This window comes from Micromonospora sp. NPDC047074 (genome assembly GCF_040643815.1).
Taxonomy (GTDB): domain Bacteria; phylum Actinomycetota; class Actinomycetes; order Mycobacteriales; family Micromonosporaceae; genus Micromonospora.
Genome location: NZ_JBEYVB010000030.1, coordinates 1 through 17,244 on the forward strand (window position 1 = coordinate 1; position 17,244 = coordinate 17,244).

The window sequence follows — 17,244 nt, forward strand, 5'->3', positions numbered from 1 at the left end:
TTCAGTTTCTTGAAGTTGACGCCGGGTCATTTGGAGATTCTGGGTCGGCAGTTGTCGGATGAGGCGTTGTCGTCGTTGGCGCCGGTGGTGGTGGTTGCTGGTGAGGCGTTGCCGGCGGCGTTGGCGAATCGCTGGTTGGGCCTGCTTGGTGCGGGTGGGTTGGTGAATGAGTACGGGCCGACCGAGGCGAGTGTGGGTACGTGCATCTTCCCCGTCCAGGTGGAGCAGGCGGGTCCGGTGGTGCCGATCGGTCGTGCCCTGCCGGGGATGACGATGTACGTCCTCAACCCGGACCAGCAGTTGTCGCCGGTGGGTGTGGTCGGTGAGCTGTATGTCGGCGGCGTGGGTGTGGCACGTGGTTATGCGGGTCAGCCGGGGTTGACGGCGGAGCGGTTCGTGCCGGATCCGTTCGCCGGGGCCGGGTCGCGGATGTACCGGACCGGGGACCTGGTGCGCCGGCTGCCCGACGGTGCGGTCGAGTTCGTCGGTCGCGTCGACCACCAGGTGAAGATCCGGGGTTACCGGATCGAGCTGGGCGAGATCGAGACGGTGCTGGAGGGTGTCGACGGCGTCGGCGACGCGGTCGCCCTCGTCTCGGGCTCGGCCGCCGACGGCGACGCCCGGCTGGTGGCGTTCTACCGGCCGGCCGGCGCGGCGGCCCCCGACCTGCTGGACCGGATCCGGGCCCGGTGCGCGAAGCAGCTTCCGGAATACATGATCCCGGCGGAGTTCGTGGCGGTCGAGGCGATCCCGCTCAACGCCAACGGCAAGGTCGACCGCGCCGCCCTCTGGGAGGCGGCGGTGCCGGCCGAGCGGGCGTACGTCGCCCCGTCGACCGAGCTGGAGGCCCAGCTGGCCGGGATCTGGGGCCAGGTGCTCAACCTGGAACAGGTCAGCACCCAGGAGAGCTTCTTCGACCTCGGCGGTGACTCGCTGCGCGCGGTCGCCCTCGTCGGCGCGCTGCGGGCGGCCGGCCTCGGCGTGGCCGTCCGGGACGTCTTCCTGCACCGCACCGTCGCCGCCCTGGCCGGGCACCTCTCCGGCAAGGACGCCGCACCGGCGGCACCGGCCTTCAAGAGCGTCGCGCCCTTCTCGCTGCTGACCGCCGCCGACCGGGCCGCCCTGCCCGAGGGCCTCGTGGACGCCTACCCGGCCGTGCAGGCCCAGGTCGGCATGGCCGTGGAGATGCAGAAGGACCCGGACAAGTCGCTCTACCACATCGTCCGCTGCTTCCGGGTACGGAGTGGACGGCCGTTCTCGGCCGACGCGCTGCGGGCCGCGGTGCGGGACGTGGTCGGCCGGCACGAGACGCTGCGTACCTCGTTCGACCTCACCAGCTATTCGGTGCCGATGCAGCTCGTGCACGCCGAGGCGCCTGTCGACGTGCGGGTGACGGAGCTGACCGGCGAGGACGTCGAGGCCCGGCTGCGGGCGTACGTCGACGCCGAGCGGGCCCGGCCCTTCGACCCGGACGCCCCGGCGCCGCTGCTGCGGGTCGCCGCCCACCGCACCGACGACCAGGGCTGGTGGCTCACCGTCTCCGTGAGCCACCTGGTCACCGGCGGCTGGGACCTGAACGCCCTGCTGGTCGAGCTGATCGGCTGCTACGAGCGGCGCAGCGCCGGCATGGTGCCCGAGACGCCGGAGCCGGTCGCCGTCCGCTACGCCGACTTCGTCGCCGCCGAGCTGGCCGCGCTGGAGGCCGGCGAGGACGAGGCGTACTGGCGGGGCGTCGTCGACACCTACGCCGGCTTCACCACCCCGGACGGCTGTGGCCGACCCGACGGCCCCCGGGAGAGCCTGCGGACCCGGGTCAGCTACCAGGACCTGGAGCCGAAGCTGCGCGCGCTCGCGTCGACCCTCGACGTGTCGCCCAAGGCGGTGCTGCACGCGGCGCACCTGAAGGTGATGAGTCAGCTGACGGGTGAGTCGGCGTTCTTCACGGGTCTGGTGTGTGACGCGCGTCCTGAGGTGCGGGGTGCGGAGCGGGTGCACGGGATGTACATCAACGTGTTGCCGTTCGCGTACGCCCGTGGTGCGGGTTCGTGGCGGGAGTTGGTGCGGTCGGTGTTCGACCGTGAGGTGGAGTTGTGGCCGCACCGGCGGTATCCGTTGCCGGCGGTGCAGCGGATGGCGGGTGCGGGTTCCCGCCCGATCGACGTCGTCTTCGACTACACCGAGTTCCGCCGCGCCGGAGCCGTGGCCGACGAGTCCGTCGACTTCGAGGCCATCGCCGGTGAGGGCGGCACCGAGTTCGCCCTCCAGGTGACCGCCGCCGGCGGCTTCCTCGACCTGGTCGCCGACAGCCACGTCTTCGACTCCTCCGCGCTGGCCCGGATGGGCGCGATGTTCCGCCAGGTGCTGGCCGCCATGGTGGCCGACCCCGACGGCGACGCGCTCGCCGTCCGGCTGCCGGCGGCCGAGCGCGACGAGATCGACCGCTGGTCGGCCGGCGCCACCGCCGAGGTCGGCGGCTACGTGCCGGCGGCGTTCGAGGCGCAGGCGGCGCGGCGGCCCGACGCGGTCGCCCTCACCTGCGGCGACCGGCGGATCGGCTACGGCGAGCTGAACGGTCGGGCGAACCAACTGGCGCATCACCTGCGGGAGCTGGGGGTGGGGCCGGAGGTCCTGGTCGGGGTGTGTGCGCACCGGTCGGTCGAGCAGGTCGTGGCGATGTTGGCGGTGCACAAGGCGGGCGGGGTGTACCTGCCCCTGGACCCGTCGTATCCGGCGGAGCGGTTGGCGTTCATGCTGGCCGACGCGGCGGCGCCGGTGCTGCTGACCACCGCCGAGCTGCGGGCGCAGCTCCAGGCGCCCGAGGCGACCACCGTGCTGCTCGACGAGCCGGACGCCTGGGCCGGCCGGCCGACCACCGACCCCGAGCCGCTCACCCACGGCGACAGCGGCTGCTACGTCATCTACACCTCCGGCTCGACCGGGCAGCCCAAGGGCGTCGTCGTGCCGCACCGCGCCCTGGTCAACCGCTCGGCGCACGCCGGCCGGAACATCAACCGCCTCGACGAGCGGGCGGTGCTGCTCCAGAAGACCGAGATCGGCTTCGACGTCTCCCCGGGCGAGGTCTACGCGGCCCTGTCGGCGGGCGCCCGGATCGTGGTGGCCCGCCCCGGCGGGCACCGCGACCCCGCGTACCTGCGTGACCTGATCGTCCGCGAGGGCGTCACCGCCGTGGAGCTGGTGCCGAGCATGCTGTCGGCGCTGCTCACCGAGGGGATCGGCGGCTGCCGGTCGCTGCGGTCGGTGGCGGTCGGCGGCGAGGAGATCGCGGTCGACGTGGCGCGGGCCTTCCTGGCCGCGCTGCCCGGCTGCGAGCTGCACAACACGTACGGCCCGGCCGAGACCACCATCGACGTGACCAGTTGGCTCTGTGCCACCGACGCCCTGGCCGGGCTGTCCCGCGTGCCGCTCGGCACGCCGTTCACCAACCTCACCGTCCGGGTCCTCGACGAGCACCTGCAACCGGTCCCGGTCGGGGTGCGCGGCGAGCTGTGCATCGGCGGGGTGGGGCTGGCCCGGGGCTACCTCGGGGCGCCGGGGCTGACCGCGCAGCGGTTCGTCCCCGACCCGTACGGCGCCCCCGGGGCGCGGCTCTACCGCACCGGGGACGCGGCGGCGTGGCGGGCCGACGGGACTGTCGACTTCCTGGGCCGCATCGACTCGCAGATCAAGCTGCACGGCGTACGCATCGAACTGGGCGAGATCGAGACGGCCCTGCGGGCCTGCCCCGGGGTGACCGACGCGGTCGCCGCCGTCCGCGAGCAGGACGGCCGGCGCACCCTCGTCGGCTACCTCGTCGCCGACGGCGGCTCCGCGCCCACCCCGGGCGAGCTGCGGGAACGGCTGCTGGCCGAGCTGCCGGAAGCGATGGTGCCGGCCGCCTACGTCACCATCGACGCCATCCCGGTCGATCCGCACGGCAAGGTGGACCGGCGGCAACTGCCGGCGCCCGACGCGCGGTCCTACGCCCGGGGCCGCTATGAGCGGCCCAACGGCCCGGTGGAGTCGGCGATGGCCGGCGTCTGGTCGTGGGTGCTCGACCTCGACCGGGTCAGCGTCACCGAGAGCTTCTTCGACCTCGGCGGCGACTCGATGACCGCGGTGACCCTGGTCGGGTCGCTCCGCGCGGCCGGCCACGACGTGACCGTGCGGGACATCTTCGCGCACCGCACGATCCGCCGCCTGGTCGCCGCCCTCGCCGAGGCCGAGACCCCCAAGGAGGAGGCCTTTCGCCCCGTCGAGCCGTACGCGCTGATCGACGCCGCCGACCGGGCCGCGCTGCCGGCCGGGCTGGTCGACGCGTACCCGGCGACGCAGGCCCAGGTCGGCATGGCCGTGGAGATCCAGAAGGACCCCGGCAAGTCGCTGTACCACATCGTGCAGGCGATCCGGGTCGACGACGGCCGCCCGTGCGACGCCGCCGCGCTCCAGGCGACGGTCGACGCGCTGGTCGCCCGGCACGAGACGCTGCGCACCTCGGTCGACCTGACCGGCTACTCGGTGCCGATGCAGCTGGTCCGCGCCACGGTGGCCGTGCCGGTCGCCGTGCACCCGGCCGGCGGCCACGACGAGCACCTGGCCACCGAGCGGCGTACCCCGTTCGACCTGGACGCCCCGGCGCCGCTGCTGCGGGTCGCCGCGCACGCCGACGGCGCCGGGGCCTGGTGGCTGACCCTCGCGGTGAGCCACCTGATCACCGGCGGCTGGGACCTCAACGCCCTGCTCGCCGAGCTGCTCGGCGAGTACGGGCGGCGCAGCCGCGGCGAGACGCCGAAGCAGGACGAGCCCCCCGCCGTCCGGTACGCCGACCACGTCGCCGGTGAGCTGGCGGCCCTCCGCTCGCCGGAGACGGCCGACTACTGGCGGGCGGCGGTGACCGGCCGGCCGAAGCTGACCCTCCCGGACGCCTTCGGCGACCGCTCCGGCCCCGCCTCGGTCTGCCGGTACACGGTGGACGTGCACGACCTGGACGCGGCCCTCCGGCGGCTCGCCAGCGACACCAACACCTCGGTCAAGGCGGTGCTGCACGCGGCGCACCTGAAGGTGATGAGTCAGCTGACGGGTGAGTCGGCGTTCTTCACGGGTCTGGTGTGTGACGCGCGTCCTGAGGTGCGGGGTGCGGAGCGGGTGCACGGGATGTACATCAACGTGTTGCCGTTCGCGTATGCGCGTGGTGCGGGTTCGTGGCGGGAGTTGGTGCGGTCGGTGTTCGACCGTGAGGTGGAGTTGTGGCCGCACCGGCGGTATCCGTTGCCGGCGGTGCAGCGGATGGCGGGTGCGGGCTCCCGCCCGATCGACGTCGTCTTCGGCTACGTCGAGACCCGGCAGGACGGCGGCGCAGCCGTCGAGGCGTCCGGCTCCGACGCCGTCGAGGTCGGCGGCCCCGGGGCCACCGAGTTCGGCCTGTCGGTCGGGGCCGGCGGCGGCACCGTCCGGCTGGTCAGCGACAGCCGGATCGCCGACCCGGCCGCCCTGGTGCGGATCGGGGCGATGTTCCGCCACGTGCTGACCGCGATGGTGACCACGCCGGGCGGCGACGCGGCGGCGCCCTGCCTGCCGGCCGACGAGCGGGCCGAGGTCGCCCGGTTCACCCCGGGCCGCACCGCCGAGGTCGGCGGGTACCTGCCGGCGGCGTTCGAGGCGCAGGCGGCGCGGCGGCCGGACGCGGTGGCGATCACGTCCGAGGGCGTGTCGTTCTCGTACGGGCAGCTCAACGGTCGGGCGAACCAACTGGCGCATCACCTGCGGGAGCTGGGGGTGGGGCCGGAGGTCCTGGTCGGGGTGTGTGCGCACCGGTCGGTCGAGCAGGTCGTGGCGATGCTGGCGGTGCACAAGGCGGGCGGGGTGTACCTCCCGCTGGACCCGTCGTACCCGGCGGAGCGGTTGGCGTTCATGCTGGCCGACGCGGCGGCCCCGGTGCTGCTGACCACCGCCGAGCTGCGGGCGCAGTTGCCGCCGGTGGCGGCGACGGTCGTCCTGCTGGACGAGCCGGACGCCTGGGCCGGCCAGCCGCCGACCGACCCGGAACCGTTGACCGACCCGGACAACGGCAGCGTGGTCATCTACACCTCCGGCTCCACCGGCCGCCCCAAGGGCTCGCTGATGTCCCACCGGGCCCTGGTCAACCGGACCGACCACGTCGGCGCCCAGGTCTACCGGTTGGACGGCGACGCCGTCGTGCTGCAGAAGACCGAGATCGGCTTCGACGTCTCCCCGGGCGAGGTCTACGCGGCCCTGTCGGCGGGCGCCCGGATCGTGGTGGCCCGCCCCGGCGGGCACCGCGACCCCGCGTACCTGGCCGGGCTGATGGCCGCCGAGGGCGTCACCACCGTCCACTTCGTACCGTCGATGCTGCCGGCGCTGCTGGCCGAAGGGCTGGCCGGGTGCCGGTCGCTGCGGTCGGTGGCGGTCGGCGGCGAGGAGATCGGCGTCGACGTGGCGCGGGCGTTCCTGGCCGCGCTGCCCGGCTGCGAGCTGCACAACACGTACGGCCCGGCCGAGGCCACCGTCGACGTGAGCAGTTGGCAGTGCACCACCGACGCCCTGACCGGGCTGTCCCGGGTGCCGCTCGGCACGCCCCACCCGAACCTGCGCCTGTACGTCCTCGACGACCGGCTCGACCTCGTGCCGGTCGGCGTGCCCGGTGAACTGTGCATCGGCGGGACGGGGCTGGCCCGGGGCTACCTCGGGCGGCCCGGCCTGACCGCCGGGAGGTTCGTGCCGGACCCGTACGGCGAGCCCGGGGCGCGGCTGTACCGCACCGGGGACGCCGCAGCGTGGCGGCCGGACGGGACTGTCGACTTCCTGGGCCGGCTCGACTCGCAGATCAAGCTGCACGGCGTACGCATCGAGCTGGGCGAGATCGAGACGGCCCTGCGGGCCTGCCCCGGCGTGGCCGACGCGGTCGCCGCCGTCCGCGAGCAGGACGGCCGCCGCACCCTCGTCGGGTACGTGCTGCCGGCCACCGGCGACGCCCCGGCACCGGCCCGGCTGCGCGAACGGCTGCTCGCCGCGCTGCCCGAGGCGATGGTCCCGGCCGCGTACGTCACCGTCGACGCCATCCCCAAGGACCCGAACGGCAAGGTGGACCGCCGGCAGCTGCCGGCCCCCGACGCCGGCTCGTACGCCACCGGGGAGTACCAGGCCCCGACGGGGGACGTCGAGGCGGAGATCGCCGGGATCTGGGCGCGGGTGCTCGGCGTCGCGCAGGTCAGCGTCACCGACAGCTTCTTCGACCTGGGCGGCGACTCGATGCTCGCGGTCACCCTGGTCGGGACCCTGCGGGCCGCCGGCCACCCGGCCAGCGTGCGGGACGTCTTCGCGCACCGCACCGTCCGCCGGCTGGTCGCCGCGCTGACCGACACCGACTCCGAGGACTTCTCCCCGGTCGCCCCGTACGCGCTGATCGGCGCCACCGACCGGGACAGGCTCCCCGCCGGCCTGGTCGACGCCTACCCGGCGTCGCGCACCCAGCTCGGCATGCTGGTGGAGTCGGCCGTCAGCGGCGATCGCGCGGTCTACCACAGCGTCCTCGCCCACCAGGTCCGCGACGGCCGGCCGTTCGACGCCGGGGCGCTGCGCGGCGCGGTCCACGCCGTGGTCGCCCGGCACGAGATCCTGCGTACGTCGTTCGACCTGGTCGGCTACTCGGTGCCGATGCAGCTCGTGCACGCCGACGCGGCACCCGACGTGCGCGTCGAGGACGGCCGGGGCATCCCGGCCGATCGGCACGCCGCGCTCTTCGCCGAGTTCGTCGCCGCCGAGCGGGCCCGCCCGTTCGACGTGTCGGTCGCGCCGCTGCTGCGGGTCACGGCGCACGTGGACAGCGACGAGAGCTGGTGGTTCACCTTCACCATCAGCCACACGGTCACCGAGGGCTGGAGCAGCGCGCGGCTGGTCGCCGAGGTGCTCGACGGCTACGCCGAGCGGATCGACGGCCGCACCCCGGCGCCGGTCGAGCTGCCGGCCGTGCGCTACGCCGACTTCATCGCCGCCGAGGTCGCCGCGCTGGAGTCGACCGCCGACCGGGAACACTGGCGGTCGGTGTGGGACGGCCGTGCCCCGTTCACCCTGCCCACCGGTTGGGGCGAGCCGGGCGAGCCAGACGCCACCGTCGACGCCACTGTCGACTTCGCCGACCTGGACGACGCGCTGCGCGCCCTGGCCAGCGACGCCGACGTGTCGGTGAAGGCGGTGCTGCACGCCGCGCACCTGAAGGTGCTCAGCCAGCTCACCGGCGAGCCGGTCTTCCACGCCGGCCTCGTCTGCGACGCCCGGCCCGAGGTGCTCGGCGCCGACCGGGTGCACGGCATGTACCTCAACACGGTGCCGTTCCCCTACGACCGGTCCGCCCGCAGCTGGCGGGACCTCGTCGCCGCGGTGTTCGACCGCGAGGTCGCGCTGTGGCCGCACCGGCGGTTCCCGCTGGCCGAGATGCAGCGCGAGGCCGGCCACCGGCTGCTGCACATTTTGTTCAACTACCAGGACTTCAGCCGCGCCGCGCAGGGCGACGAGTCCGGCCCGGTGATCACCGGCGCGGCCGGCGAGGGCGCGACCGAGTTCGACCTCTCCTGCTTCGCCCAGCGCGGCCGCTACGCGCTCTCCGCCCGCGCGGGGCTGGTCAGCCAGGCCAACCTGGACCGGATCGCCGGCATGTACCGGGCGGTGCTGGAGGCGATGGTCGCCGACCCCGACGGCGACTGCCAGGCGGTCTGCGTGCCCGGGGGCGAGCGGGACCGGCTGCTCGGCGTCACCGACCAGGGCGCGGACGAGCCGGTCACGGGCACCATGGTCGAACTGTTCCACACCCAGCTCGCCCGCGACCCGCAGGCGGTGGCGGTGGTGGCCGGCGCGGTCGAGCTGACCTACGCCCAGGTCGACGCGGCGGCCAACCGGCTGGCGCACCACCTGCGCGCGGCCGGCGTCGGCCGGGAGACCGTGGTCGGGGTCTGCCTCGACCGGGACGCCGACCTGGTGCCCGCGCTGCTCGGCGTGCTCAAGGCCGGCGCGGCGTACCTGCCGCTGGATCCGGCCCAGCCCGCCGAGCGGCTCGGCTACATGCTGGCCGACGCCGGGGTGCGGACCGTCGTGACCACCTCCGCCCAGCAGGAGGCGCTGTCGGGCTTCGCCGGGCGGCGGGTGCTGCTCGACGGCGACGACCTGGTGGGGCAGCCGGAGACCGACCCGGGCATCGCCCGCGACCCGGACGACCTGGTCTACGTCATCTACACCTCCGGCTCGACCGGCCGGCCCAAGGGCGTGTGCGTCAGCGACGCCAACGTGCTGCGCCTGCTCGACGCCGCACAGGAGCACTACGCGGTGGACGAGACCGACGTGTGGGCGCTGTTCCACTCGTACGCCTTCGACGTCTCGGTCTGGGAGCTGTGGGGCGCGCTGCTGCACGGCAGCCGGCTGGTGCTCGTGCCCCGCGAGGTGGCCCGGGTGCCGCAGGACCTGCTGGACCTGCTGGTGACGCAGCGGGTCACCATGCTGGCGCAGACCCCGACGGCGTTGCGCGGGCTGGTCCGGCTCGCCGCCGAGGACGCCCCCGGGATCCGGGAGCTGTCGCTGCGCGCGGTGGTGATCGCGGGGGAGAAGCTCGACTTCGCCGACCTCGCCCCGTGGGCGTCCCGCCTCGGGCTGGCCCGCACGGCGCTTGTCAACATGTACGGGATCACCGAGACCACCGTCTACTCCACCTACCACCGGATCACCCGGGCCGACCTGGCGCCGGGCGTGGGCAGCCGGATCGGCCGGCCGCTGTCCGGGGTCCGGATGTACGTGCTCGACCAGTACGGCCACCCGGCGCCGATCGGCGTTCCCGGCGAGGTGTACCTGGCCGGGCACGGGGTGGCCCGCGGCTATCTCAACCAGCCCGACCTGACCGCGCGGCGGTTCCTGCCCGACCCGTACGGCCCGGCGGGCAGCCGGATGTACCGCACCGGCGACCTGGCGACCCGGCTGCCCGACGGCAGCGTGGAGTTCCTCGGCCGGCTCGACGACCAGGTGAAGATCCGCGGCTACCGGATCGAGCCGGGCGAGATCGAGGCGGCGCTGACCGCCGTGCCCGGCGTCCGGGAGGCGGTCGTCGTGCTCCGCGCGGACGACCCGGCCGATCCCCGGCTGACCGCCTACCTGGTGACCGGCGACGGGCAACTGCCCGAGGTCGGGCCGCTGCGCGCGCGGCTGGCGCGCGCCCTGCCGGAGTACATGATCCCGGCGGCGTTCGTGGCGCTGGACCAGTTGCCCCGCAACAACAGCGGCAAGCTGGACCGGCGGGCGCTGCCCGCGCCGTCGGGCGGCACCCCGGTCTCGGGCCGGGACTTCGTCGCCCCGGCGGGACCGCTGGAGGAGCGGGTCGCCGGCGTCTGGGCCGACGTGCTGGGCCTGCCGGCGGTCAGCGTGCAGGACGGCTTCTTCGACCTCGGCGGGCACTCGATCACGGCGCTGGTGCTGGCCGGCACGATGCGTTCGGCCGGGCTGGACGTGACGGTGGCGGACATCTTCCGGCACCCCACCGTCCGGGCGCTCTGCGAGGTGCTGGCGAGCCGGGACGCGCCGGAGCCGACCGACCGCCCGGTCGAGCCATTCGAGCTGGTCGCCCCCGCCGACCGGGCGCTGCTGCCCGACGGGCTGGACGACGCGTACCCGCTGTCCCGGGTGCAGCTCGGGATGCTGCTGGAGATGCTGGCGGACAACGGCCAGAACCACTACCACAACGTCGTCTCGTTCCTGATCCCCGACGACGAGCCGTTCGACCTGGCGACGCTGCGGGCCGCCGTCGACGAGGTGGTGGTGCGGCACGACGTGCTGCGTACCTCGGTGGACACGAGCGGCTACTCGGTGCCGATGCAGCTCGTGCACCGCGCGGTGGACGTCCCGGTGCACACCCGCGACCTGCGCGGGCTGGCCGAGGCGGACCGGACGGCCCTGGTGCGCCGGCTCGTCGGCGAGGAGTACGGCGAGCTGTTCGACGTCGAGCGGGCGCCGCTGCTGCGGTTCACCGTGTGCCTGGAGACCGACCGGAGCTGGCGGCTGGTGCTCACCATCTGCCACGTGATCATCGAGGGCTGGAGCCTGCACGCCCTGGTGATGGAGATCCTCGACCGGTACCACACCCGGCGGGCGGGCGGGGAGCCCGACGTCGCCGCCCTGCCCGGGGTGCGGTTCGCCGACTTCGTCGCCGGCGAGCTGCGCGCCCTGGACTCGGCGGCCGACCAGCGCTACTGGCAGGACGTGGTGGAGCGGCACCCGAGGTTCCTGCTCCCGGCCGCGTGGGCGCCGCCCGCGCCGGCCGCCCGGGAGCCGTACACCGAGGTGGTGTCCTACGCGGACCTGGAGCCGCGGCTGCGGGCCCTGGCCTCGGCGGCCCGCGTCTCGCTCAAGGCGGTGCTGCACGCCGCGCACCTGAAGGTGCTCAGCCAGCTCACCGACGAGCCGGCCTTCTACAGCGGGCTGGTCTGCAACACCCGGCCGGACGTGGTGGGCAGCGAGCGGGTCTACGCCATGTCGCTGAACACCCTGCCGTTCCCGCACGACCGGACGGCGGGCAGCTGGCGGGAGCTGGTGCAGCGGGTGCACGCCCGGGAGGCCGACCTGTGGCCGCACCGGCGCTACCCGGCGCCGGCCATCCGCACCCCCGGCCGGGGCGCGGGCCTCACCGACGTCTACTTCAGTTACCTCGACTTCACCGAGGTCGACGGCGGGCGCACCGCACCCGTGGAGCGGATCGGCGCGAGCACCTCCGAGTTCGCACTCGCCGTCGCCGCGGGCGCCGGCCGGCTCGAACTGAGCACCGACAGCCACGCCATGGGCCGGGCCCACGCCGCGCGGCTGGCCGGCATGTACCGGTTGGTGCTGGAGGCCATGGTGGCCGACCCCGACGGCGACCCCCGGGAGACGTACCTGCCCGCCGGGGAACGGCACGACGTGCTGGTGGGCTGGAACTCGTCGGCCGCGCCGAGGTGCGTGGACCTGGTGCCGGCCCGGGTGGCGGCGCGGGCCGCGGCGACCCCCGACGCGGAGGCCGTCGACGGTACGACCTACGCCGAGCTGGACGCGGCGGCCAACCGGATCGGCCACCACCTGCGCGCGGCGGGGGTCGGCCCGGAGCGGGTCGTGGGCGTGCTGCTCGACCGGGGCGCCGACCTCGTCGCCGCCCTGCTCGGGGTCTGGCGGGCCGGCGGCGCGTACCTGCCGATCGACCCCGGCCACCCGGCCGAGCGGGTCGCCGCGATGCTCGCCGACGCCGGAGCGACGGTGGTGGTGACCTCGGCTGCCTACGCCGACCGGTTCCCCGGCCTGGAGCTGGTGCTGCTCGACCGCGATGCCGACCGGATCGCCGCGCACCCCGCCGACGCGCCGGCCGGTCGACCCGACCCGGACCACCTCGCCTACGTCATCTTCACCTCCGGCTCGACCGGCCGGCCCAACGGCGTGCAGATCACCCACCGCAGCCTCGCCAACTACCTCGGCTGGGCGGCGGAGGAACTCGTCGGAGACTCGACCGGGGGCGCCGCGCTCTTCTCGTCGGTCGCGTTCGACATGGTGGTGACCAGCATCTGGGCGCCGCTGGTCACCGGGCAGCGGCTCTGGCTGCTGCCGCCCGACGCCGACCTGGACGAGCTCGGCCCCCGGTTGGCCGCCGCCGGCCCGTTCAGCTTCGTCAAGCTGACCCCCGGCCACCTCGACCTGCTGACCCGCCAGCTCGACGCGGAGCGGGCCGCCGCGCTGACCCCGCTGCTCGTGCTGGGCGGCGAGGCGCTGACCCGGCAGGTCTGCGACCGCTGGCACGCGCTCGCGCCGGACAGCGTGCTGCTCAACGAGTACGGGCCCACCGAGGCGACCGTGGCGGTCAGCCGGTATCCCGTCACCGGGCCGCTGCCGACCGACGTGGCGCCGATCGGCCGGCCGATGGCCGGGATGCGGACGTACGTCCTCGACGCCGACCTGCGGCCGGTGCCGGTCGGTGTGGTCGGGCACGTCCACCTCGGCGGCCCCGGCCTCGCCCGGGGCTACGCGGGCAGGCCGGGCCTGACCGCCGACCGGTTCGTGCCCGACCCGTTCGGCGCGGGCGGCGGGCGGCTGTACCGGACCGGCGACCTGGGCCGCTGGCTTCCCGACGGCGAACTGGACCTGCTCGGCCGCGCCGACGACCAGGTGAAGATCCGGGGTCACCGGGTCGAACCCGGCGAGGTCAGGGCGGTGCTGGTCGCGCATCCGGCCGTCCACGACGCGGTGGTCACCGTCGACCCGGCGGGCCCGGGCGGCCCCCGCCTGGTGGCCTACCACGTCGGCGACGCGCCGGACCTGGCCGAGCACTGTGCCCGGTGGCTGCCCAGCCAGTTGGTGCCGAGCGTCTTCGTGCCGGTGCCGGCCATTCCGCTCAACGCCAACGGCAAGGTCGACCGCCGGGCGCTGCCCCCGGTGGGCCTGGCCGGGGCGGCCAACCACGCCCCGCCCCGCCCCGGGCTGGAGCGGCTGATCGCCGACATCTGGGCCGGGGTCCTGGAGATCGACCGGGTGGGCCGGCACGACCGGTTCTTCGCCCTGGGCGGGCATTCGCTGCTGGTCGTGCCGGTGGTGACGGCGGCCCGGCAGGCCGGTGTCCCGCTGACGTTGCGGGCGGCGATGCTCGACCGGACGCTGGCCGACCTGGCGGCCTCGCTCGCCCCGGCCAATTCGGCGGGCTCCGGCGACGCGGCGCTGCGGTCCGGCCCGGCGCGTGCCGCGGTGGTGCTGCCGCCGATCGAGCCGCTGCTCGCCGCCCACCGGGTGCCCGGCGCGTCGCTGGCCGTGCTCGCCGACGGTGAGGTGGTGGAGGTCCGCGCCGTCGGGCACTGCGTGGCCGGCGGCGGCGCCGAGGTGACCCCGGAGACGATCTTCCAGGTCGGCTCGGTCAGCAAGCTGGTCGCCGCGGTGGGCGCGCTGGCCCTGGTCGGGCGGGGGCAGCTCCAGCTCGACGCGGACGTCAACGCGTACCTGAAGTCGTGGCAGCTGCCCACCGAACGGCCGGTGAGCCTGCGGCAGTTGCTCAGCCACGTCGCGGGGCTGACCCCGACGGGCAGCACGGGCCACCCGCGCGGCGGTCCCGTGCCGACCCTGTCGGACCTGCTGCACGGGCGGGGCGTGCCAAGCGACCCGATCCGGGCGCTCGACGCGCCCGACCCGGTCGCGGTGGAGCGCAACAGCCACTTCGTGGTGGTGCAGCAGCTCATGGAGGACGCCACCGCGACGCCGTTCGCCGATCTGATGGCCGAGCTGGTCTTCGCGCCGCTGGGAATGACAGCCAGCAGCTTCGACCAGGGCTTCCCCGAGACATCCGGCCGGCCGGTGGCGGTCGGGCACGACGAGCGGGGCGAGCCGGTCCCCGGCGGCTGGCAGGTGCGCACGGACGAGGCGGCGGCCGGACTCTGGACGACCGCGACCGACCTCGCCCGGCTGACCAGGGAACTGCACACCGCCCACCGGGGCGGCCCGGCCCTGCTGAGCCAGGAGCTGGCGGTGGCGCGACTGACCACCGGCCCGGGCGGGATCTTCGGGCTCGGCTGCATGGTGGACCGCATCGACGGGCCCACCGGCGCGCAGGTGGAGTTCACCCACCGGGGCCGCACCGCCGGCTACCGGGCGCTCACCGCCGGTCGGGTCCCCGACGGGGCCGGGCTGGTGCTGTTGACCAACGGCGACGCGGGCTACGAGGTCATGTCGCTGCTGGCGTCCGACATGGGACTGACGGAGGAAATGTGATGACGACCGTACCGAGCATCCCCGCGGCGGTGATCGACCCACCGGCCCGGCAGGTGCGGCACCTGGTGTCGATCCGCGACCTGACCGACGACGATCTCTATTCGATCGTGGCCCGGGGGGCGAGGTTCGCCGCCGGCGAGTCCGCCAGTTCGCTGGCGGACCGGGTGGTCGGCACCTACTTCGTGAAGACGTCGACCCGGACCCGGACCGCGTTCACCGTCGCCGCGCTGCGGCTCGGCGCGCGGACCATCCAGTACGGGCCGAACGATCTCCAGGTCAACACCGGGGAGTCCAGCGCGGACACCGGCCGGGTGCTGTCGGGCATGCTCGACGTGCTGGTGGCGCGTACCGCCGCGGACCCGGGGGAGATGCGCGACTGGGCGGAGCAGGGCCGGATGGCCGTGATCAACGCGATGAGCGCCGAGGAGCATCCGACGCAGGCGCTGGCCGACCTGACCACCCTGTTGCGGCGCTTCGGACGCATCGAGCGCCTGCGGCTGCTCTACGTGGGCGAGGCGAACAACACCGCGACGGCGCTGGCCCTGGCGCTGACCCGGTTCCCCGGTGTGGAACTCGAACTGCGCACCCCGGCGGGGTACGGGCTGCCGGCCGGGATCGCGGAGGTCGCGCGGGCACAGGCGCAGCGCTGCGGCGCCCGCATCGTCGAGCGGCACGACATGGACGACGTGCCGGGTGACCTGGACGCCATCTACACCACCCGGTGGCAGACCACCGGCACCAGCAAGCCCGACCCGGACTGGCGGCTGCGCTTCGCCCCGTTCCAGGTGGACCGAGAGCTGTGGCGGCGCAGCCCGCACGCGGTCTTCATGCACGACCTCCCGGCACACCGGGGGGAGGAGGTCACCGCCGAGGTGCTCGACGGGCCGGCCAGCATCGCCTTCCAGCAGGCGGAGAACAAGCTCTACAGCGCGATGGCCGTGCTCGACTGGTGCCAGTCCTCGCCCCTCGGGCATCCGGCGTGAGCGCGGTCGGGCACCCCGCGGCCACGCCCCGGCAGCCGGGGCGCCTGACCGGCAACCGTGACTTCCTGCTGCTCTGGGTCGGCTCCGGGGTCTCCGCGCTGGGTTCCCGGGCCACCTCGATCAGCTACACCCTGCTGGTCTACTGGTCCACGGGCTCGGCCACGGCGGCCAGCCTGGTGACCTTCGCCGCGCTGCTGCCCAACCTGATCACCCAGTTGCCGGCGGGGGCGCTGGTGGACCGCTGGGACCGCCGGCGGACCATGGTGCTCTGCAACATCGGGCGGATCGTCGCGATCGGCAGCGTCGCGGTCGCGGTGGCCCGGGACTCGGTGTGGCTGCCGCACCTGATGGCGGTCGCATTCGTGGAGGCCAGCCTGGGCATCTGCTACGCCCTGGCCGAACGCGCCGCGGTGTTCAACGTGGTCCCGGCCGACAGGTACGGCGCCGCGACGGCGGCGAACGAGTCGCGGGCCAACGCGGCCAGCATCCTCGGCCAGCCGGCCGGCACCCTGCTGTACGCGCTGACCCGCTGGGCGCCGTTCGGCTTCGCCGTGCTGATGCACGTGATCTCGCTGGTCACCCTGCTGTTCGTGCGGCGGGAGCTGCAGGCGCCGAAGGCGCGCGCGGACGAGCCTGGTGGCCTGCTGGCCCGGGTGCGGGAGGGCTTCGTCTTCGTCTGGGGCCAGCTCTACCTGCGCCGCGCCCTCGGCCTCTTCGCGGCGAGCAACATCCTGTTCCAGGTGCTGGGCCTGGGCCTCGTGGTGATCGTCAAGAACAAGGGCGGCTCGCCACCCATGCTCGGGATGCTGGTGGTGGTGAACAGCGTCTTCGGCATGGCCGGCGCGATGACGAGCAACTTCTACCTGAGCCGGTGGGGGATCCGCCGGATCATCATGGGGGTCAACATCGCCTGGGCGGTGCTGATGCCGCTGCTCGCGCTGGCGCCGGGACTCGCGCTGGCGCCGGGACTCGTCGTCGTCGGCGCGATCTTCGCGTTGATCCACTACGGCGCCGGCATCAGCAACGTGGCCGGGATGTTGTACGTGCTCCAGAGCGCACCTGACCACCTGCGCGGGCGGGCCGGCTCGATCGTCATGCTGCTCAGCTCGGGAGCCAACTCGCTGGGGGCGCTGTTCGCGGGCTTCCTGCTCGACTCGACGAGCATCACCAAGGCCATGCTGATCGTGGGCGGGGCGATGGGAGTGATCGCGGTGCTCGCGGTGCTCGGCTTCGGCGGTCGCGCCCGCGCCGAGGCCGAACGCGCCGAGGCCGAACGCGCCGACGCCGAACGCGCCGAGGCCGAACGCGCCGAGGCCGAACGCGCCGACGCCGAACGCGCCGAGACCGAGCGGGCCGAGACCGAACGCGCCGAGGCCGAACGCGCCGAGGCCGAGCGCGCCGAGACCGAACGCGCCGACGCCGATCGGGTCGAGGCGGAGCCGGCGGCGCGCGTGGCGCGGTCCGGATGAGCCGGACGGCCGGCGGCCAGCGATATGGCCGA

At 74.5% G+C, this 17,244-nt stretch carries 3 protein-coding genes; all 3 read left to right on the forward strand.

Annotation, left to right across the window (positions count from 1 at the left end; translation table 11 throughout):
* Positions 1 to 15: 15 nt before the first annotated feature.
* From ABZ809_RS25805 to ABZ809_RS25815, 3 genes are read left to right on the forward strand one after another with little or no spacing between them, the layout of a single operon-like run.
* Positions 16 to 14,760, forward strand: coding sequence for an amino acid adenylation domain-containing protein (locus tag ABZ809_RS25805; RefSeq protein ID WP_357565182.1), 14,745 nt, complete (start codon positions 16 to 18; stop codon positions 14,758 to 14,760).
* Positions 14,760 to 15,743, forward strand: coding sequence for an ornithine carbamoyltransferase (locus tag ABZ809_RS25810; RefSeq protein ID WP_357565183.1), 984 nt, complete (start codon positions 14,760 to 14,762; stop codon positions 15,741 to 15,743). The genes ABZ809_RS25805 and ABZ809_RS25810 overlap by 1 nt, the downstream gene beginning before the upstream one ends.
* The gene (locus ABZ809_RS25815; RefSeq protein WP_357565184.1) at positions 15,740 to 17,212 is read left to right on the forward strand and encodes an MFS transporter; all 1,473 of its coding nucleotides are present in this window, start codon (positions 15,740 to 15,742) and stop codon (positions 17,210 to 17,212) included. Before ABZ809_RS25810 ends, ABZ809_RS25815 begins: the two co-directional genes overlap by 4 nt.
* Positions 17,213 to 17,244 lie beyond the last annotated feature (32 nt).